The sequence below is a fragment of the Nocardioides sp. ChNu-99 genome (genome assembly GCF_029493445.1).
Taxonomy (GTDB): domain Bacteria; phylum Actinomycetota; class Actinomycetes; order Propionibacteriales; family Nocardioidaceae; genus Nocardioides.
Genome location: NZ_JAHWBL010000010.1, coordinates 28,304 through 46,949, shown reverse-complemented (window position 1 = coordinate 46,949; position 18,646 = coordinate 28,304). Strand labels below are relative to the sequence as shown.

Here is an 18,646-nt window from a genome sequence, read left to right as displayed (position 1 = left end):
GCGGCCTGCGGGCGACGAAGCGGACCAGACCGGCCGGCCGGGCGGCGGCAGGAAGGGCGGACCGGTACGGCGGACCGGTACGGCGTCAGCGCAGCCGCACGACCAGCTCGACCAGGGCGGGGGCCACCACGAGCGCGGGCAGCAGCGAGGCCACCGCGACCTGCTTGACGTCGAGCAGGCGCAGGGCGACGCCGATGAGCAGCACCCCGCCCACCGCGCCGAGGGCCGCCACGTGCGCGGCGGGCAGGACGTCGCCGGCGACCACGCCGACGAGCGTCAGGCCGCCCTGGACGACGAGGACGGTGAGGGCGCTGGCCGCGACGCCCCAGCCGAACGTCGCCGCGAACGCGATCGCGGCGAACCCGTCCAGGACGGCCTTGAGGTAGAGCTGGTCCGCGCCGGCCCCGAGCCCGTCGTTGAGGGAGCCGAGCACGGTGAGCGGCCCCGTGCAGAACAGGATCGAGGCGGCGACGAACCCCGCCGCGAACCGGTCCGCGTCCTCCGGGGCGTCGGCAGGCCCGCCGGCCGGGGGAGCGGTACGACGGGTGAGCCGGCGCTGCGCGAGGTGGCCGAGCGCCAGGAGGCGGCCGTCGAGGTCGAGCGCCGCCCCGACGATCCCGCCCACGAGGACGGCGCCGAGCACGACGAGCATCGGCGCACCGCTGCCCGTGGCCGCGCTCAGGTCGGGGTCGAGCACGTCGACGGCGGCCGTCCCCGCGACCAGCAGCGTGACCAGCCCGAGACCGTCGGTGACCACGCGGCGTACCCGCTCGGGGAGGCGGTGGCCCAGGGCGACGCCGATACCCGACCCCACGAGGACCGTGACGATGTTGACCGCCGTGCCGCTGCCGGTGAACACGGCGCCTCCTCCGGGATGGGACCGTGGGCGGTCCGTGGGGGTTCCTGCGTCTGACCGGCCGCCCTGACGGGCGGCCACGGGCGAGCGTAGGGTGGCCCCGGCGTCCGGCTCGCGACGGGTGCCGCGCGAGGATGCGCGCACGTCACCGCCCGCGCCGCGGGCCGGATCGCTGGGAGGCACTGGATGGCTTGGGTGATCGCGTGATGGCCGCACCGCTCCTGCTCCGCGCCGCCGGTCCGGACGACGTGCCGCTCCTGCTCGAGCTGTGGGGCGACGCCGTGCGGCCCGAGGACGGCCAGGTCGACCTCGGCGAGGTGGTCGAGCGTTCCCTGGCGGGCGGTCCCACCCGCGTCGTGGTGGCCGAGCACGACGGCGACTTCGCCGGTGCCGTGCTGCTGCAGCTGACGACCATCTCGCCGCTCAACCTCACGCCGGTCGTGCACATCGTGTCGCCGACGGTGCGCGAGGAGTTCCGCCGCCGCGGGGTCGGCCGCTCGCTCATCGAGGCCGGGGTCGCGTTCGCGGAGGAGAACGACGTCCCGCAGGTCTCGACCGCCTCGCTCAGCACCTCCCGCGACGCGAACCGCTTCATGGCCCGCCTCGGGCTCGCCACGCGCGCCTCGCTGCGCCTCGCGCCGACCACGGCGGTGCGCGCCCGCATCAACGCGATGCGCCCCACGATGACCCGGCCCGCCGGGCGTCAGCAGCTGACGCACGTGCTCGCCGCCCGGCGCTCCGCGCGCCGTCAGGCCCCCACGCCGCGCGCCGGCTGACCGGGCCGCCGGACAGGACCGGCGGACAGGACCGGCGGCCGGGGGGCTCCCGCCGTACCCGGGTCAGTGACCGAGCCGGTCGGCCGGGATCAGCGCGCAGGTGATGCGCGCCGTGCAGACCCGGCGGTCGCGCTCGTCGGTGACGACGACCTCGAAGCAGGTGGACGTGCGCCCCAGGTGGGCGGGCGTCGCGACGGCGGTGACGGTGCCGCTGCTGGCCGAGCGGTGGTGCGTGGCGTTGATGTCGACGCCGACGGCCAGGCGGTCGGGGTAGGCGTGCAGCGCGGAGCCGATGGAGCCGAGCGTCTCGGCGAGCACGACCGACGCGCCGCCGTGCAGCAGGCCGTAGGGCTGCGTGTTCCCCTCGACCGGCATGGTGGCGACGATGCGGTCGGCGGCGACCTCCACCAGCTCGATGCCCATCTTCTCGTTGAGGCTCCCCATGCCGTGCGGCATGGCGGCGAGGATGTCCTCGGCGGGCGTGGCGGGGGTCGTGGCGTCGTCGCTCATGGGTTCATCATGCCGGTGCTCCGGCGCCCGCCCGCGTGGGGTGGTCGGCGCGCGGCGGTAGGGTCGCGGGCGTGCCCGAGCCGAGCAGCGCCCCCGTGTCCGCGTCCGCCACGACCGCCGGCGGCGGGCGCAGGCGCCTGCTGCTGCTGGACGGCCACTCGCTCGCCTACCGCGCGTTCTTCGCGCTGCCGGTGGAGAACTTCTCGACGACCACGGGGCAGCACACGAACGCCGTCTACGGCTTCACCTCGATGCTCGTCAACGTGCTGCGCGACGAGCAGCCGACGCACGTGGGCGTCGCGTTCGACCTGTCCCGCCAGACGTTCCGCCTGGAGCAGTACGCGGAGTACAAGGCGAAGCGCAACAAGACGCCGGGGGAGTTCTCCAGCCAGCTGCCCCTCATCCAGCAGGTGCTGGGGGCGATGGGCATCCGGTTTGCGACCAAGGAGGGCTACGAGGCCGACGACATCATCGCCACCTGGGTGACGCGCGCGCTCGCGGAGGACCCGGAGATGGACGTGCTGATCCTCACCGGCGACCGCGACTCGCTGCAGCTGGTCTCCGACCGCTCCACGGTGCTCTACCCCATGCGCGGCGTCTCCGACCTCGCGCGGATGACCCCGGCGGCGGTCCAGGAGAAGTACGGCGTGCCCCCGCACCGCTACCCCGAGCTCGCGGCGATCGTCGGGGAGACCTCCGACAACCTGCCCGGCGTGCCGGGCGTCGGACAGGGCTTCGCAGCCAAGTGGATCAACGCGTACGACGGGCTCGACAACGTCATCGCGAACGCCGACAAGATCACCGGCAAGAAGGGCGAGGCGCTGCGCGAGCACCTCGGCGACGTCATCCGCAACCGCCAGCTCAACGCGCTCGTGCGCGACCTCGACCTCGAGCTGGCGCCGGAGGACCTGCTGCTGGCCCCGTGGGACCGGGCGGCCGCGCTGACCCTCTTCGACGAGCTCGAGTTCCGGGGCGAGCTGCGGCAGCGCACGATCGACACCCTGAGCGTCGAGGAGGAGGTCCTGGTCGAGGAGGGCGGCTTCCAGCTCACGGGCCGCCAGCTCGCGGCCGGCGAGGTCGCCGCGTTCCTCGGGGGGCTGGGCGGACAGCACGTCGGCGTCCACGTCCGCGGCACCTGGGGCTCCGGCACCGGTGTCGTCGACGGCATCGCCCTCGCCGACGCGACCGGGCTCGCGGCGTACGTCGACGTGCCGAGCCTCACCGCCGAGGACGAGGCCGCGCTCGCCGCCTGGCTCGCGGACCCCGACCGCCCGAAGGTGCTGCACGACGCGAAGGGGCCGCAGCACGCCCTCGCCGCCCACGGGTGGACCCTGGCCGGCCTCGTCAGCGACACCGCCCTGGCGGCGTACCTCGTGCAGCCGGACCAGCGCTCCTACGTGCTGGGCGACCTGACGCTGCGCTACCTGCGCCGGGAGCTGCGCAGCGAGAGCGACGACGCGCAGGAGGCACTGTTCGACGCCGGCGACGAGGTGGCCGACACGGCGATGCTCCACGCCCGGGCGGTCATCGACCTCGCCGAGGCGCTCGACGGCGAGGTCGAGGCCGTCGGGGGCGCGCAGCTGCTCGCCGAGGTCGAGCTCCCGCTCATCCAGCTGCTCGGCCGGATCGAGCGCACCGGGGTCGCGGTCGACACCGGGCGGCTCGAGGAGCTCGAGGCCCACTTCGCCGACGAGGTGCGCCGCGCGGCCGACGACGCGTTCGCCGTGATCGGCAAGGAGATCAACCTGGGCTCGCCGAAGCAGCTCCAGGTTGTCCTGTTCGACGAGCTGGGGATGCCGAAGACCAAGCGCACCAAGACGGGCTACACCACGGACGCGGACGCGCTGCAGGCCCTCTACGTCAAGACCGAGCACCCGTTCCTGCTGCACCTGCTGCGCCACCGCGACGTGGCGCGGCTGCGCCAGACCATCGAGGGCCTGCTCAAGACGGTCCAGCCCGACGGCCGCATCCACACCACGTTCAACCAGATGATCGCGGCGACGGGCCGGCTCTCGAGCACCGACCCGAACCTCCAGAACATCCCGGTGCGCACCGAGGAGGGCCGCCGCATCCGCGAGGCCTTCGTCGTCGGCCCCGGGGGCGAGTCGCTGATGACGGCCGACTACAGCCAGATCGAGATGCGGATCATGGCCCACCTCTCCGAGGACGAGGGCCTGACCGAGGCGTTCCGCTCGGGCCAGGACTTCCACTCCACCACCGCTGCGCGCGTGTTCGACGTGGAGCCCGACGCGGTGACCAGCGAGATGCGGGCCAAGATCAAGGCGATGAACTACGGGCTCGCCTACGGGCTCTCGGCGTTCGGCCTCTCCCAGCAGCTGCGCATCACCCCGGGCGAGGCCCAGGGCCTGATGGACGAGTACTTCGAGACGTTCGGCGGCATCCGCGACTACCTGGCGGGCGTCGTCGTCGAGGCCCGCAAGAGCGGCTACACCGAGACCATCATGGGTCGGCGCCGCCAGCTGCCCGACCTGACGAGCGACAACCGGATGCGCCGCGAGGCGGCCGAGCGGATGGCGCTGAACGCGCCCATCCAGGGCTCGGCGGCGGACCTCATCAAGGTCGCGATGCTCGAGGTGCAGCGGGCGATCGAGGCCGAGGGCCTGACCTCGCAGCTGCTGCTGCAGGTCCACGACGAGCTCGTGCTCGAGGTCGCGCCGGGCGAGGCGGAGGCGCTCGAGCAGCTGGTCCGCACCCGGATGGGCGCGGCGGCCGACCTACGGGTGCCGCTCGACGTCTCGGTCGGCACCGGCGTCAGCTGGCACGCCGCCGCCCACTGAGCCCGGCGCGGCTGCGTCCGGCGCGGCTGCGTCCCCGTCCGCTGCTGCGTCCCCGTCCGCGGGGCGCAGCAGCGCGACGGCGAGCAGGGCCAACAGCACGACGACGTTGACGGCGAGCACGATCTCGAGCAGCGCCGTGCCGTGCTCGGCCAGGGGCGCGAGCCCGCCCAGCACGAGCAGGCCCGCCCACACGACGTACACGGCGCGGCGGTGCTGGCGGGCGACGACCTCGTAGACCATCACCTGCGTCATCGCCAGCACGGTGCCGAGCGCCGCGAAGATCCAGACGGTCGAGCGGATCTCGGCGTACTCGGCGCCGCCGACGAACGTCACGGCCAGGCCGTCGAGCACGAAGGCGCCGGCGGTGGCGAGCACGCCCATGACGAAGACCAGCCCGATGCCCTTGAGGTACATCCGGCGCGCGCCCTCGGCGGCCATCGACGGGAACGCGATGACGACGACGAACTGCGGCAGGAACAGCACGGCCTTGGTGAGGATGAGGCCACCGGCGTACAGGCCGGCCTCGTGGGAGTCGAGGGTGACGCGGGCGAGCACGACGTCGGCGTTGGTGAGGGCGAAGAAGGCCAGCAGGGCGTGGGAGTTGTGCGAGACCTCGCGCAGCACCGAGCGCACGTCGGCCGGGCCCGGCCGCGCGCCGCGCCGACGGCGCAGCGCCCACCCGCCGACGAGCACCGGGACGACGGCGCCGACGAGCACGCCGGCCATGGCGCCGGTGGCGTCCGGCTGCACGAGCAGCCCGAGGCAGCCGAACACGAGGCGGCCGAGCCCCATGCCGAGGTAGATCCCGGCGAGCGGCGCCCACTCCTTCTCGCCCTGGAAGATGCCGGCCTGCCCGCCCATCTTGGTCAGCGGCACCGCCGTGAGGGCCACGAGCACGGCGGGCAGCCACGAGTCGAGGTCGAGCAGCACGGTCGCCACCGGGCTCAGCAGCAGGCACACGGCCCCGAGCGCCCACGCGGAACGGTCGGTGGTGCGCAGCACGCGGTTCTCGATGGTGGCGCGGTCGTCGGGGGAGGCGGCCACCTGCCGGGCCCCCGTGGCCTGCAGGCCGACGGACAGCACGTTGACGATGAGCAGGATGCCCATGAGGGCGGCGACGGCGCTGTACTCCCGCGGGCCGAGCACGCGGGCGGCGACGAGCGTGAACCCGTACGTGCCGACGTTCATCACCGCCATGGCGATCGCCACGCCGGCGCCGGTGCGCAGCAGCTCCCGTAGCGTGCCCCTCGATCCGCTCACCCGGCGGAGCCTAGAGGACGAGGTGGAGGTGCGGGCACGTGGCGCTGCGCGGAGCGGGGCGAGGACGTGCGGCACCTCCCGCCGCCGTGCTGCTCGACACCGTCGTGCTCGCGCTCGCGCTGCTGGCGCTGGGGCCCGCGCTCGCCCCGGGGTTCGTCCTCTCCTACGACATGGTCTGGATGCCCGACCTCGCGGTGACCTCCGCGGGGTGGGGGTGGGTGGAGGGCGTGCCGCGGGCCGTGCCGTCGGACCAGGTGGTGGCGCTGCTCGACGAGCTGGTGCCCGGGGCCGTGCTGCAGCGCGTCGTGCTGCTGGGTGCGCTCGTCGCCGCGGGCGCGGGTGCGCACCGGCTGGCGCGCGACGCCCCCCTGGCCGCCCGGCTGCTGGTCGCCGGAGTCGCCACCTGGAACCCCTTCGTCGCCGAGCGCCTGCTGGTCGGGCACTGGCCCGTGCTGCTCGGGTACGGCGTGCTGCCCTGGCTGCTGCTCGCCGGTCGGCGCCTGCGCGCGGAGGGCGGTGGCCTGCCGCCCCACGTGGCCGCCCTGGCGGCGGTCGGGTCGCTGAGCGCGTCGGCCGGGCTGGGTACGGCGGTCGCCCTCGCCCTCCTCGTGGGGGTGGCGGGCCGCGCCGGTCGACGGGCGTGGGCGGGGCTGGTCGCGGTGGTCGTCGCGGCCAACGCGCCGTGGGTGGTCGCGGGGGGGCTCGCCGGCGGGGTGACGCGCAGCGACCCGGTCGCGGCGCGCGTCGCGGCGGAGGTCTTCGCCGCCCGCGGTGACGACGTGCCGACACCCCTGGCCGTGGCCGGCCTGGGCGGCATCTGGAACACCGCCGTCGTCCCGCAGGGCCTGGGCCTCGTGGCCTCGGTGCTGTGGGCCGCCGTGGTGCTCGGGGGCGTGGCCGTGGTGCTCGCCGGACGGGCCGGTGTCCCGGCCGCGGAGCGCTGGGCCCTGGTCGGCGCAGCCGGCGTGGCGTGGGCCGTCGCGCTCGTGTCGTGGGCGGCGCCGGGGGTGAACGCGTGGCTGGCGACGCACGTGCCGGGCGGCGGTGTCGCCCGGGACGGGGCCCGGCTGCTCGGGCTCGTCGTGCCGGCGGCGGTGGTGGGTCTCGCGGCCGCCGCGGGCGAGGGGCTCGCGCGGGTGCGTCCCGCCGTACCGGGTCGGGTGGCGCTGACGGTCGCTGCGGCGCTCCTGCCCGTCGCGCTGCTGCCGGGGCTGGCCGGGGGAGCGACCGGGGACCTGCGCGGCCAGCGCTACCCCGCGGCGTACCCCGCGGCGGCGCAGGCCTGGCGCACCGACGCGGCCGCCCGCGACCTGGAGGACGGGCTCGTCGTCAGCCTGCCGTTCGCCGCCTTCCGGGCCCCCGCGTGGAACGGCGGGCGCACCGTGCTGGACCCGGTCCCCCGGGTGGTGGGGGGCGCCGACGTCGTCACCGACGACGCGCTCGTGGTGGGCGGGCGGACGGTCGCGGGGGAGGACCCCCGGGCGGCCCGGGTGGCGGCGGCCCTGGCGCTCGACGGCGCCGCGCACCGGACCACCGCCCTGCGGGAGCTCGGCGTCGCCTACGTCCTGCGCGCCCGCGGGCCCGACGTCGACGCCGCGCCCGAGCGCCTGGCGCCGACGCTGGAGGAGACCGTGGTCGCCGCCGGTGACGAGCTGGTGCTGGCGCGGCTCGACGGCGCGGTGGCCGCGCGGCCCGACGACGCACCGGGGCCGGTGGCGACGGCCGCGCTCGCGGTGGCCTGGACCGCCTTCGGTGCGCTGCCGCTGCTCGCCGCCGGGGCCGGGGCGCGCGCCGCGGCACGGGCCGTCCGAGACCGGCGCGACGAGCGCCCCGCGGTCCGGCCCCGCGACGTGTGACGAACCTCGCTGAGGATCAGGACGCGCGCTCTACTCGCTGGTACAGTCCCCGACGGACGAGGGAGGTCTCACATGGGTACGGGAATCATCGGCACGATCGTGTCGCTCGTGGTCGGCGGTTCGGTGGCAGCAGTCACGGTCGTCGGCGTGGTCAACTCGCAGACGGCGGCGCCGGAGGACTCTCCGGTCGACTCGCAGGCTCCGACCAGCTCGATCATCGAGTACGGCGACAACTGATCTCACCGGCGAGCACGCGCGCGAACGTCGACTGCGCGTGCTCCCAGGTGAACTCGCCGGCGCGCAGGCGCGCGCCGGCGCCCAGCCGTCCCCGCAGCTGCTCGTCCGTCAGCACCCGGCGTAGCGCCTCGGTGAACTCGTCGAAGGTGTCGACGAGCAGGCCCGACTCGCCGTCCAGCACGGACTCCCGCGTGCCCCCCGCGGCCGCGTAGGCCACCGTCGGCACCCCGTGCGACCCGGCCTCGACGATGACGAGGCCCCAGCCCTCCTTGAGCGAGGGCACCGCCATGACCCACGACGACGCGTAGAGCTCGTGCTTGCGCTGCTCGTCGACCTGGCCCTCGAACACGACCGCGTCGGCGACGCCACGGGCCTCCGCGTGGTCGACCAGCTCGTCGCTCCACCAGCCGGAGCCGACGACGACCAGGCGCAGGTCGGGCAGGGCGGCCCGCAGCAGGGCGACCGCGTCGATGGCGTGCTCCACCTGCTTGTGCGGCACGAGCCGGCCCACGACGCAGATCGTGGGGACGTCCGCGCGCTGCACCTCGGTCGGCGGGGCCGTGTCGGTGCCGTTGTGCACCACCGTCACCCGCTCGCGGTCGACGCCCAGCTGGGCGAGCTCGTCGCGGGTGGCCTCGGAGACGGCGACGTAGCGGGAGCGGCGGTAGACCCGCGGCGCGAGCCAGCGCTCGACCCACCACCCGAAGCGCCCCGTCACGCCGGGGTAGACGACCGGCCACTGCTCGCGGTGCACGTGGTGCACCAGCACGACGACCGGGCAGCGCACCGCGAGGCGGGTGAGGAACGGCAGCCCGTTCTGCACGTCGACGACCACGTCGGGACGACCGAGCCGGCCCGTGAGCAGGAGCCAGAAGCCCCACAGGTAGACCGTGGTCTTCGTGCCCGCGTGCACGTGGTGCACGCCGTCGCGGACCTCGCGCCGCGGGGCGCCGGGGTAGGCGGCGCTGAACACCGTCACCCGCGCCCCCTGGGCGGCGAGACCGGTCGCCACCTGCTCCAGGTAGCGCTCGGCGCCGCCCCCCTCCGGGTTGAGCGTGTCCCGCCAGCTGGTGAACACGACGTGCCGTCCGCGCACTGCACTCCCTCGTCTCTCAGCGACCCTCCCCGGCCGCCGCGCGAGGTTATCCCAACCGGTCGGTAACGTGCGGGCCGTCACGGGTAGTCTCCGGCGGGTGCCCAGGCCCCCGCACCGCCCCGGTCCCCGTCGCGCGACGCTGCGGCGCTCGGTGCGGCTGCTGCGCGAGTTCCGCTACGAGCAGCCCGACCCGGCCCGCTTCTACACCGCGCTGGCGGAGGACTCGGTGGCCCAGCTCGCCGAGCACGCCGACCTCGACGGTGCCGTGCTGCTCGACGTCGGCGGCGGGCCCGGCTACTTCCGCCGGGCCTTCGAGGGGGCGGGAGCGACGTACGTCGCCCTCGACGCCGACGTCGGCGAGCTGGCCGGCGCGGGTGACATCCACCCCCGCACGGTGATCGGCAGCGGGATGGACCTGCCGTTCGGCGACGGCGTCGTCGACGTCTGCTACTCCTCCAACGTGCTCGAGCACGTGCCGGAGCCGTGGACGATGGCCGACGAGATGCTGCGCGTGACGCGCCCCGGCGGGGTCGTCTTCCTGTCGTGGACGGTGTGGTGGGGCCCCTGGGGCGGCCACGAGACCGCGCCGTGGCACTACCTCGGCGGCACCCGGGCGCGGCGGCGCTACCGCCGTACCCACGGCCACGAGCCCAAGAACAAGTACGGCGAGTCGCTCTTCGCCGTGACCGTCGCGCAGGGCCTGCGGTGGGCGGCGCGCCAGGAGGCCGGCGAGGTCCTCGCGATCCTGCCGCGCTACCACCCGTGGTGGGCCCGCTGGATCGTCCGCGTGCCCGTGCTGCGGGAGGTGGTCACGTGGAACCTCGTGATCGTGCTGCGCAAGCGGTGAGCACCGCCGTACCGGGGGAGGCGGGCCCCGCAGGGCGCGCCGGTTCCCGCCTGCGGCTGCGGCTCGTCGCCGCCTGCGTGCTGCTCACGGGTCTCGCGTTCGTGCAGTCACCGGGGCTGCTGGTCTCGGACACCAAGTTCGACCTCGTCGCGGACCCGGGCGGGTTCCTCGCCCGGGCGCTGCACCTGTGGGACGCGGAGGGCACGTTCGGGCAGCTGCAGAACCAGGCCTACGGCTACCTGTGGCCGATGGGCCCCTTCTTCTGGCTGGGCGACGCGATCGGTCTCGACGGCTGGGTCGTGCAGCGCCTGTGGTGGGCGCTCGTGCTGTGCACCGCCCTGGTCGGTACGGCGCTCCTGCTGCGCGCGCTGGGGGTCCGCTCGGACCTCGCGGTGCTCCTCGGTGCGACGGCGTACGCCCTGTCCCCGCGCCTGCTCACCGTGCTCGGGCCCATCTCCATCGAGGGCTGGCCGAGCGCGCTCGCGCCCTGGGTGCTGCTCGCGCTGGTGGTCGGCAGCGAGCGCGGCAGCCCCCGCCGGGCCGCGGCGCTGGCCGCCCTCGGGGTGGCGATGGTCGGCGGCGTCAACGCCGCGGCGACCTTCGCGGTCATCCCGCTCGGCGCGCTCTGGCTGCTCACCCGGGCGCCGGGACCGCGTCGTCGCGCGCTCATGCTCTGGTGGCCGCTGTTCACCCTGCTCGGCACGCTGTGGTGGCTGGTGCCGCTCTTCCTCATGGGCGCCTACAGCCCGCCGTTCCTCGACTTCATCGAGACGAGCGGCGCGACCACGTTCCCGACGACCGTCTTCGACGCGTTGCGCGGCACCTCCAACTGGGTGCCCTACCTCGACGTCCGGTCCCGGGCGGGCAACGACCTCGTGACCACGTCCTACCTCGCGCTCAACAGCGGCGTGGTGCTGCTCGTGGGCGCCGCCGGCCTCCTCGACCGGCGCACGCCGCACCGCACGTTCCTGGCGAGCGGGCTGGCGCTGGGCCTCCTCATGGTCACCGCCGGCCACGCCGGCGCGGTGTCGGGCTGGTTCGCCGGCGACCTCGCCCAGGCCCTCGACGGCGCCCTCGCGCCCCTGCGCAACGTGCACAAGTTCGACCCGCTCGTCCGCCTCCCGCTGGTCGTCGGCCTGGCGTTCCTCCTCGACCACGCGGTACGCCGCGCCCCCCGCTCGGCGGGCTCCGGCCGGGTCGTCGAGCGGAGCGCGGTGCTGGTGACCACGGTGGTCGTGGTCCTCGGTGCGGCCATGCCGGCCCTGCTGGGCCGGCTCGCACCGACGGGGGAGACGTTCGGGGTCCCCGACTACTGGGGGGAGGCCGCCGCCTGGCTCGCCGAGCAGGACGACGGCTCCGGCCCGGACGGCGGTGCGGTGGCCCTGCTGGCGCCGGGGTCCCGCTTCGCCGACTACGACTGGGGCAGCCCGCGCGACGAGCCACTGCAGTTCCAGGCCGACTCGCGGTGGGCGGTGCGCAACGTCATCCCGCTGACCCCGCCGGGCACGATCCGCATGCTCGACGGCGTCGAGCAGCGCCTGGCCCAGGGTGAGGGCGGCGCCGGACTGACGGCGTACCTGCAGCGGGCCGGCGTGCGCCACGTGGTCGTGCGCAACGACCTGGTGCCCGACGGCGACCAGCCGCCGACCGCGCTGGTGCACCAGGCCCTCGAGTCGTCGCCCGGTCTCGAGGTGGTCGCGACGTTCGGACCCGACCGCGGCGGTGAGACGGTGCTCGAGGCCGACGACGGCGACCGGCTCGTCCTCGACCGGGGCTGGCGGGAGTTCCACCCGGCCATCGAGGTGTTCGAGGTCCCCGACGTCGCCACCACCCTCACCAGTGCTGCGGCGCCCGACGTGGTCGTCGGTGGCCCGGAGGACCTGCCGGACCTCCTCGACCTGGGAGTCGTCGGCGACCGCCCCACCGTGCTGGCGGCCGACGTGCCGCAGGAGACCGAGCAGGAGCTGGACGGCGCGCTCGCCGGCTCCCGCGTCGTGCTGACCGACGGCCTGCGGGCCCGGGAGCGCGACTTCGCGCGCATCGACGACGCCTCGTCGCCCGTGCTGACGGGGGACGAGCCGCGCACCACCACGAGCCCGACCCGCGACTACGTCCTCGACACCGACGACCGCTGGTCGACGACCGCGTCCCTCACCGGGGCGGCCCGCGTGTCGGCGTCGTCGTCCGTCTCCGACGCGGGCGGGTTCGGGGCGGCGCGGCGCGGCGCGCTGCCCTTCGCGGCGCTCGACGGTGATCCGGGGTCGTCGTGGACGGCGGACGCGGGCACCGCGGGCCGTGCGTGGTGGCAGGTCGACCTCGAGGAGCCGCTGTCGACGTCCCGGGTCGCCGAGGTGCGCCTGACCGGCGGGGCCGACGCCGCGCCCGAGCAGGTCGTGCGCCTGCGGTGGCCGGGCGGGGCGTCGGAGGAGATCCCCCTGCCCCCGGGCGACAGCGTCGACGTGCGGGTCGACGCCGACGGTCCCGTCGGCTGGCTGCGCGTCGAGGACGCCTCGCCGGCGGGGGAGCAGGACATCTCGCTGGCGGAGGTCGTGGTGCCCGGCACGGTCGTCGAGCGGTGGTACGAGCTGCCCGAGCTCCCCGGCGCCTGGGGTGCCCCCGACCAGGTGGCGCTGCGCGCCGACCGGGACGCCCGCGACGGCTGCGCCGAGGTCGGCAGCGCCGTGCGGTGTGCTGCCGAGGCCGTCGTGGCCGACGAGGAGCCCGGTGCCGTGCGCCGGGTCGTCACCGTCCCCACGACCGACGAGTACGTGCCGCGTCTCACCGTCCGCCCCCGGGCCGGCGACGTCCTGGGTGCGCTGACGCGCGACGACGGCACGGTCCAGGTCTCCGCGTCCTCGCTGGCGGTCCCGGACCCCCGGGCGTCGGCGCTCGCCGCCGTCGACGGCCTCCGCGGCACCACCTGGCTGGCCGACCCCGAGGACCTCCGCCCGGAGCTCGACCTGACCTTCCTCGGCCCGCGCGTCGTCACGGAGGTCGAGGTGCGCCTCGACGACGGTGTCGCGGCCCGGGCGCCGACGGAGCTGGCGCTCACGTGGCCCGGCGGACGCACCACGGTCGAGCTCCGTGACGGACGGGCCACGTTCCCGCCTGTCTCGGCCGAGCGGCTGACCGTCGCCGTCGTCCGGGCCGAGAGCGACGTCAGCGCCCCGGGGGCGGGGGACGACGGCCCGTCCATCGGCATCAGCGAGCTGCGGCTGGAGGGTGCCCCCGACCTGCCCGTCGCACTGCCCACGACCCCCCGGGCACTGGGCTGCGGCACCGGCCCGACCCTCGTCGTCGGCGACGTGCGCGTCCCGACCGAGGTCGTCACGTCGGGGGCGGACGCCGCCGGCGCCCGGACCGCCGAGGCGCTGCCCTGCGGCGACGACGCGCGGGTGGTCCTCACCGCCGGCCGCAACGAGGTGGTCGTCGAGGACGGTGCGGCCTTCGCCGTCGACGGCGTGGTGCTGACGCGGGTCGGCGCCCGCACCGCCTCCACCAGCCCCGTCCCGTCAGCCGGGGGGATCAGCGCGGACTCCGCGACGCGCACCCTCGACGTCCGGGACGGCGACCGCCTGGCGGTCGTCCGGGAGAACGTCAACCCGGGGTGGTCGGCCACGCAGGGCGGCGATGCGCTGGAGCCCGTCGTCGTCGACGGCTGGCAGCAGGGCTGGGCGTTGCCCGAGGACGGCTCCGGTGCCGTCGTGGTCCGCTACGCCCCCGACACGACCTACCGCGCCGGCATGGCGGTGGGCGGCGTCGCACTGCTGGTGCTGGTGGGGATCGTCGTCCTGGGCTCCCTCCCGGCCTGGCGCCGGCGGGCCGGGCGCGCGTCCCGGACGTCGTCGGCACCCCTGCGCCCGCGCGGCCACCACCGGTGGGCGGCGGCCGCCCTGGTGCTCCTCCTGCTCGGTGTCGTGGCCGGCACCGGCGCCGTCCTGGTCGGCGCGGCCGTCGGCGTCGCGCTCGCCGTCGCTGCCGTCGTGCTGCGGGAGCAGGCGGACGAGGTGGTCCCGTGGGTCCTGGCCCTCCCGCTGTTCGCGGACGCCGTCGGCTACGCGCTGCAGCCCTGGGGCTCGGCCTCCGGGTGGGCCGGGGCCTCGGCGTGGCCCCAGCACGCCGCCCTCGTCACCCTGGCCGGGATCCTCCTGCGCACGGCGTTGGAGCCGGACGCACCCGCGGACGACGAGCCCGTCAGGACCCGGGCGACCTGACGGGCCGCCCGTGCCCGATCCGCTGGGCCGGCACCTCGATCCACCGGTACGCCGCCTCGGAGGCCACCCAGGTGAGCCCGGCCGTCAACACCCAGACGGCGAGGAACCGCCCACCGAAGAACTCCCAGCCCGTCGCGAAGAAGACGAGGTGGATGACGGGCAGGTGGAGGCAGAACACGGCGTAGGAGATGGCGCCGAGCCGGCGCGGCGCCGCGTGGCCCATCGCGGCGGCGTAGCGGGTCGTGGTCGGGAAGACGCCGGTGAGGACGACGAGGCCGGCCGCGACGGCGTAGAGCACGACCTTCACCACGTGCTGCTCCGGGTCGACGGGGGCCAGCGTGGCGGGACCGGCGATCGGGGTCGACGACAGCAGGAGCAGGCCGCCGGCCACGGTCCAGCAGGCGCCGGGCTGGAGGGCGAGCGTCCGCAGCCCATTGAGCACCCGGCCGTCCGCCCCGGCCGTGGCCGCCTCGCGCGCGGCGGCCAGGGCGATGCCCACGGCGAACCAGGCGAGGTAGCCGGGGAGCCAGGTCGAGGGCACCCCCACGCCCTCGAGCGCCGGGACGGCCAGGGCGAACCACACGACGGAGAGCGCGAGGCTGCCGACGAGGAGCGCCACCACCCGCCCGACCCGCAGCGCCCGTCGGCCGCGGCCCACCACGAGCACCATGAGGGCGGGGAGCGCGACGTAGAACGTGATCTCGGTGGCCAGGCTCCACAGGTGGGTCAGGCCCGCGGGGAACGAGGAGCGCAGGTAGGTGCTGGTCAGCGTGAGGGCGCTCAGCCGGTCGTACCAGGAGGCGCCGCGGTTCGTCTCGAGGAGAGCGAGGGCGAGGACCACCGTCACGACCGCAAGGGGCAGCACGCGCCAGACGCGCCGGCGGGCGTAGCGCGCGAGGGACGGCGCGGGTCGACCCGCGACGGCGGTGGCGAGGTAGGGGCGCGAGAGCAGGAACCCGGAGAGCACGAAGAACAGGGCGACGCCCACGTCGAGGCGGGCCAGCAGCCATCCGTCGTACCCCTGCCCGCCGTACGAGCCCGTCAGGAACGCGACGTGCGTCGTCATGACCGCGACGGCGCCGACGGCCCGCAGCGTGTCGAGCAGCGGGAACCAGTCGCGGCCGGGCGTGGTCGTCGTCGGGTCGGGTGCCGCGGCCGCCGTCGTCGTGACGGGGTCGGTGCTGCTCGTCGTCATGGGGGTCCTCCTGCTCACTCCGCGTCCCCGACGTCCAGGCCGACCACGCAGGTGGCGGGCCCGCCCTCGCGGGTGACGGGGTCGAGCACGACCGTACGGACGTCGCCCTCGACCCGAACGTAGACGGTCTTGGCGCCGGACCGCATGGACACCTGGGCCTCGGTGTCGCCGGCGCGGACGACGAGGGTGCGGTTCGCGCCGGACAGGTAGCCGATCGCCACCCAGTGCGTGCCCGGGCCCGTGGCCTCCGGGAGCCGCACCCGCACCGGTGCGTCGGCGACCAGGGACCCGCAGGTGCCCGTCAGCACGGGGTACGCCGCGACGCCGACGACTCGGGCGGGCCGGAGCACCCCGTCCTCGGTGACGACCACGAGGTTCGACGTGGTCGCCGCCTCGCGGACGTTGTCGGTGACCAGGTCGAGCACGGTGGCCGTCCGCAACGGCCCGTCGCCGGCGGGGACGTCGACGAACGGGGGGACAGGGGCGTCGGCGAGGTCGACGACGGGACGCTCCTCGGCCACCTGGCGGGCGGTGCGCGCCCAGTCCACGGCCTCGTCGTCGGCGAGCCGGGCGTGCACCGACGCCACGGAGGACAGGAGGGCCGCGACGACGAGGAGGGTGGCGACGGCGGGCACGACGTACGGCGCGAGGGGGCGCAGCTCCTCGAGGTGGCTGAGCAGGTGGCGGCCACGGGGGTCCGGCCGGGGGTCCGGCCGGGGGTCCGGCCGGAGGTGCGGGGCGGTGACCGGGTGCCGAGCCGGCCGGGCGCCGAGGAGCGCCCCGACCGTCAGGAGCGTCGGGGGCACGAGGACGGCGACGAGCTGGGCGGGCACCTCGATCCGCGCGGTCGCCGTGGGGGCGCCCAGGAAGGTGCCGACCACCGCCACGGCGACCACCCAGCCGATCAGCAGGATGACGGCGGCGCGGCGCCCGGGCCGGCGCAGCAGCCCAGCGACGACCGCGGCGACGAGCGACGCCGCGACGACGACCACCGCCACCGGCGGGTCGGGCACGCGGGTGGCGGCGGCGCCGCTCCAGGTCCACGGACCGCCCAGGAGCCCGGGCAGCCAGGCGTGCGCCACGGCCGTCAGCGCCACCCGCCCCGCGGCCCCGGTCGGCGCGCCCAGGGCGCTGCCGGGGACGAGGAGGACGTGGGCCACCGCGGTCGCGACGGCGACGAGCAGCCCGGCCGCGGCCGCCAGGCCCGTACGACGCCACCCGCCGTCGGTCCCGCCGCCGGTCCCGTCCGTTCCGCCGGGGGGTCGCGGGGCGACCAGGGCCAGGCCGCCCAGCAGCACGGGGAGGGCGAGCGCGGCGGGGGAGCAGAGGACGGCCACCACCGCGCACGCCGCCGCGACGAGGTCCCAACGGCGCCGGCCCGAGCGCAGCGCGCGCCAACGCGCGGCCAGGGCCGCAGCCACGAGGGCGACGAGGACGGACGTCGTGAGCGCCGCGGCCCACCACGGTCCCGTGCCCCAGGTGAGGGGGGACGCGAGGTAGAGGGCGAGGAGCACGACCACCCGGGGGCGGCGACCGCAGACCGCGAGCAGCATCCCGAGCACGGCGAGCGAGGCGAGCAGCTGGGCGCCGACGAGGAGACCGGCGGCCAGCGGCCACCGCACGGGGTCCTCCCGTGCGACCAGCTCGGCCGCGCCACGCAGGAGGGGCGACAGACGCCCGTCGACCGGGTCGAGCACACCGACCCCGGCGCGCGCGTCGGCCAGGAGCCGGTAGTCCGGACCGTGCCACCAGGAGCGGCGCAGCACCCAGGTCAGGACCGCCAGGTGGGCGGCGACGAGCACGAGGGAAAGCCGCGCGACGGTGCGAGGTCTAGCCCACGGGAGGTACGACGCGCCGGGCACGACGGGGAGTCTCCCACGCTCGGAGAGGCCGTGGTCTACTTCACAAGTTGGAGGTGACCGGTGCGTAACTTGCTGCTAGCCTTCGGCGGCCATCGTGGCTCCTGTGGGAGGGAAGAGATGCGGAAGTTCGGTTCGTGGGCACTGCTGGGACTGGGTGCTTTCTTGGTCATCGCCGCCTTGGTGGCACGTCTGTGGGGCCTGCCGGCCGCCGAGCGGACGCCGCTCGACACCGACAGCCGCACCACGCTGTCCGGGGAGGCCAGCGGCGCGGTCGTGCAGGTCGGCGACGGTGAGCCGCAGCCCGTCAAGGCCCTCAACGTCACGAAGGCCGACTCCGAGCGCTCGGACGACGACGTCATCGTCTTCGCGGCCTACACCTGCCTCGCGGTCGACCAGGACCTCGACGAGGACGAGTACTGCCTGACGGGCGAGGACGAGCGCATCGTCACCATCGGTGAGCCCGACGTGTTCGCGACCGACCGCAGCGACGCCGTCGCGGTCGAGAACGGCGAGTACGTCCCGGGCGACTACGAGCAGAAGGAGGGCCTCGTCAACAAGTGGCCCTTCCGCGTGGAGCAGAAGGACTACGACGTCTGGGACGACGTCCTCGGCGAGGCCGTGACGGCGGAGTACGTCGGCACCGAGTCGGTCGAGGGCCTGCGCACCTACAAGTTCGAGTACTCGGTGCAGGACCGCGAGACCGAGATCGCCGACGGTGTCGACGGCACCTACAGCCAGACCAAGGTCTACTGGATCGACCCGACCACGGGCGCGATCATCAAGCAGACGCAGGACGAGACCCGCACGACGGAGACCGGGGCCGTGGCCCTCGACATCGAGCTGGCCTACACCGACGAGACGGTGGAGAAGAACGTCGCCAGCGCCGAGGACAACGCCGGCACGCTGAAGCTGCTCGGCACGTGGATCCCGCTCGTGGGCGGCATCCTCGGCCTGATCCTGCTGCTGGCCGGCGCGTTCCTGCTCGTCACCGCCCGCGGGGGCGGTCGCCGTACCCGCGACGGGCACGACGGCACGACCGGCACCACCGGGCACACCGGGGGCGCCTCGCTGGTCAAGTGACCACCTGAGCAGGAGGAGGGCGGCACCGGCGACGGTGCCGCCCTCCTGTGCGTCCGGCG

General features: G+C 75.6%; 13 protein-coding genes. 7 read left to right on the top strand and 6 right to left on the bottom strand.

The window, feature by feature from the left end:
* Positions 1-85: 85 nt before the first annotated feature.
* Positions 86-859, bottom strand: coding sequence for a DUF554 domain-containing protein (locus tag KK617_RS05560; RefSeq protein WP_277498616.1), 774 nt, complete (start codon positions 857-859; stop codon positions 86-88).
* A 203-nt stretch (positions 860-1,062) separates the two neighbouring features.
* Between KK617_RS05560 and KK617_RS05555 the strand changes: the two genes are divergently transcribed.
* Positions 1,063-1,632, top strand: coding sequence for a GNAT family N-acetyltransferase (locus KK617_RS05555; RefSeq protein WP_277498615.1), 570 nt, complete (start codon positions 1,063-1,065; stop codon positions 1,630-1,632).
* A 63-nt stretch (positions 1,633-1,695) separates the two neighbouring features.
* Here the strand turns inward: KK617_RS05555 and KK617_RS05550 are convergent, their stop codons facing one another.
* Positions 1,696-2,142: a hotdog fold thioesterase gene (locus tag KK617_RS05550; protein ID WP_277498614.1), complete on the bottom strand. Its 447-nt coding sequence runs from the start codon at positions 2,140-2,142 to the stop codon at positions 1,696-1,698.
* Positions 2,143-2,237: 95 nt separating this feature from the next.
* Between KK617_RS05550 and polA the strand changes: the two genes are divergently transcribed.
* Entirely contained in the window at positions 2,238-4,940 is a 2,703-nt protein-coding gene (polA, locus tag KK617_RS05545) for a DNA polymerase I (protein ID WP_277498653.1), read from the top strand.
* On the opposite strand, the gene KK617_RS05540 is transcribed toward polA, so the two are convergent.
* Positions 4,878-6,200: a polysaccharide biosynthesis protein gene (locus KK617_RS05540; RefSeq protein WP_277498613.1), complete on the bottom strand. Its 1,323-nt coding sequence runs from the start codon at positions 6,198-6,200 to the stop codon at positions 4,878-4,880. The two genes, polA and KK617_RS05540, sit on opposite strands and share 63 nt — an antisense overlap.
* Before the next feature lie 38 nt (positions 6,201-6,238).
* Here KK617_RS05540 and KK617_RS05535 point away from each other — a divergent pair, with 38 nt between their 5' ends.
* Both KK617_RS05535 and KK617_RS05530 read left to right on the top strand, forming a co-directional pair.
* Positions 6,239-8,056: a hypothetical protein gene (locus KK617_RS05535; RefSeq protein ID WP_277498612.1), complete on the top strand. Its 1,818-nt coding sequence runs from the start codon at positions 6,239-6,241 to the stop codon at positions 8,054-8,056.
* A gap of 72 nt (positions 8,057-8,128) precedes the next feature.
* Entirely contained in the window at positions 8,129-8,293 is a 165-nt protein-coding gene (locus KK617_RS05530; protein ID WP_277498611.1) for a hypothetical protein, read from the top strand.
* Here the strand turns inward: KK617_RS05530 and KK617_RS05525 are convergent.
* Complete coding sequence (locus KK617_RS05525) at positions 8,271-9,389, bottom strand: glycosyltransferase family 4 protein (RefSeq protein WP_277498609.1); 1,119 nt, start codon at positions 9,387-9,389, stop codon at positions 8,271-8,273. The two genes, KK617_RS05530 and KK617_RS05525, sit on opposite strands and share 23 nt — an antisense overlap.
* Before the next feature lie 97 nt (positions 9,390-9,486).
* On the opposite strand from KK617_RS05525, the gene KK617_RS05520 reads away from it, so the two are divergent.
* Positions 9,487-10,236, top strand: coding sequence for a class I SAM-dependent methyltransferase (locus tag KK617_RS05520; RefSeq protein WP_277498608.1), 750 nt, complete (start codon positions 9,487-9,489; stop codon positions 10,234-10,236).
* Positions 10,233-14,450: an alpha-(1->3)-arabinofuranosyltransferase gene (locus KK617_RS05515; protein WP_277498607.1), complete on the top strand. Its 4,218-nt coding sequence runs from the start codon at positions 10,233-10,235 to the stop codon at positions 14,448-14,450. Before KK617_RS05520 ends, KK617_RS05515 begins: the two co-directional genes overlap by 4 nt.
* Here KK617_RS05515 and KK617_RS05510 read toward each other — a convergent pair.
* Together KK617_RS05510 and KK617_RS05505 are read right to left on the bottom strand one after the other, a co-directional pair.
* Positions 14,431-15,645 (bottom strand): acyltransferase, encoded by a 1,215-nt coding sequence (locus tag KK617_RS05510; RefSeq protein ID WP_277498606.1) that lies wholly within the window; start codon positions 15,643-15,645, stop codon positions 14,431-14,433. The genes KK617_RS05515 and KK617_RS05510 overlap by 20 nt on opposite strands.
* Before the next feature lie 14 nt (positions 15,646-15,659).
* Positions 15,660-17,507 carry a hypothetical protein gene (locus KK617_RS05505; protein ID WP_277498605.1) on the bottom strand — a complete coding sequence of 616 codons (1,848 nt, stop codon included), beginning with the start codon at positions 17,505-17,507 and terminating at the stop codon, positions 15,660-15,662.
* A 117-nt stretch (positions 17,508-17,624) separates the two neighbouring features.
* On the opposite strand from KK617_RS05505, the gene KK617_RS05500 reads away from it, so the two are divergent.
* Positions 17,625-18,587 (top strand): DUF3068 domain-containing protein, encoded by a 963-nt coding sequence (locus KK617_RS05500; RefSeq protein WP_277498604.1) that lies wholly within the window; start codon positions 17,625-17,627, stop codon positions 18,585-18,587.
* Positions 18,588-18,646 lie beyond the last annotated feature (59 nt).

Bases quoted from the DNA above. Each gene is read 5' to 3' on its own strand.
- KK617_RS05500 (WP_277498604.1), top strand. From the start codon at position 17,625: ATGCGGAAGTTCGGTTCGTGGGCACTGCTGGGACTGGGTGCTTTCTTG.
- KK617_RS05550 (WP_277498614.1), bottom strand. From the start codon at position 2,142: ATGAGCGACGACGCCACGACCCCCGCCACGCCCGCCGAGGACATCCTC.
- KK617_RS05555 (WP_277498615.1), top strand. From the start codon at position 1,063: ATGGCCGCACCGCTCCTGCTCCGCGCCGCCGGTCCGGACGACGTGCCG.
- KK617_RS05530 (WP_277498611.1), top strand. From the start codon at position 8,129: ATGGGTACGGGAATCATCGGCACGATCGTGTCGCTCGTGGTCGGCGGT.
- KK617_RS05510 (WP_277498606.1), bottom strand. From the start codon at position 15,645: ATGACGACGAGCAGCACCGACCCCGTCACGACGACGGCGGCCGCGGCA.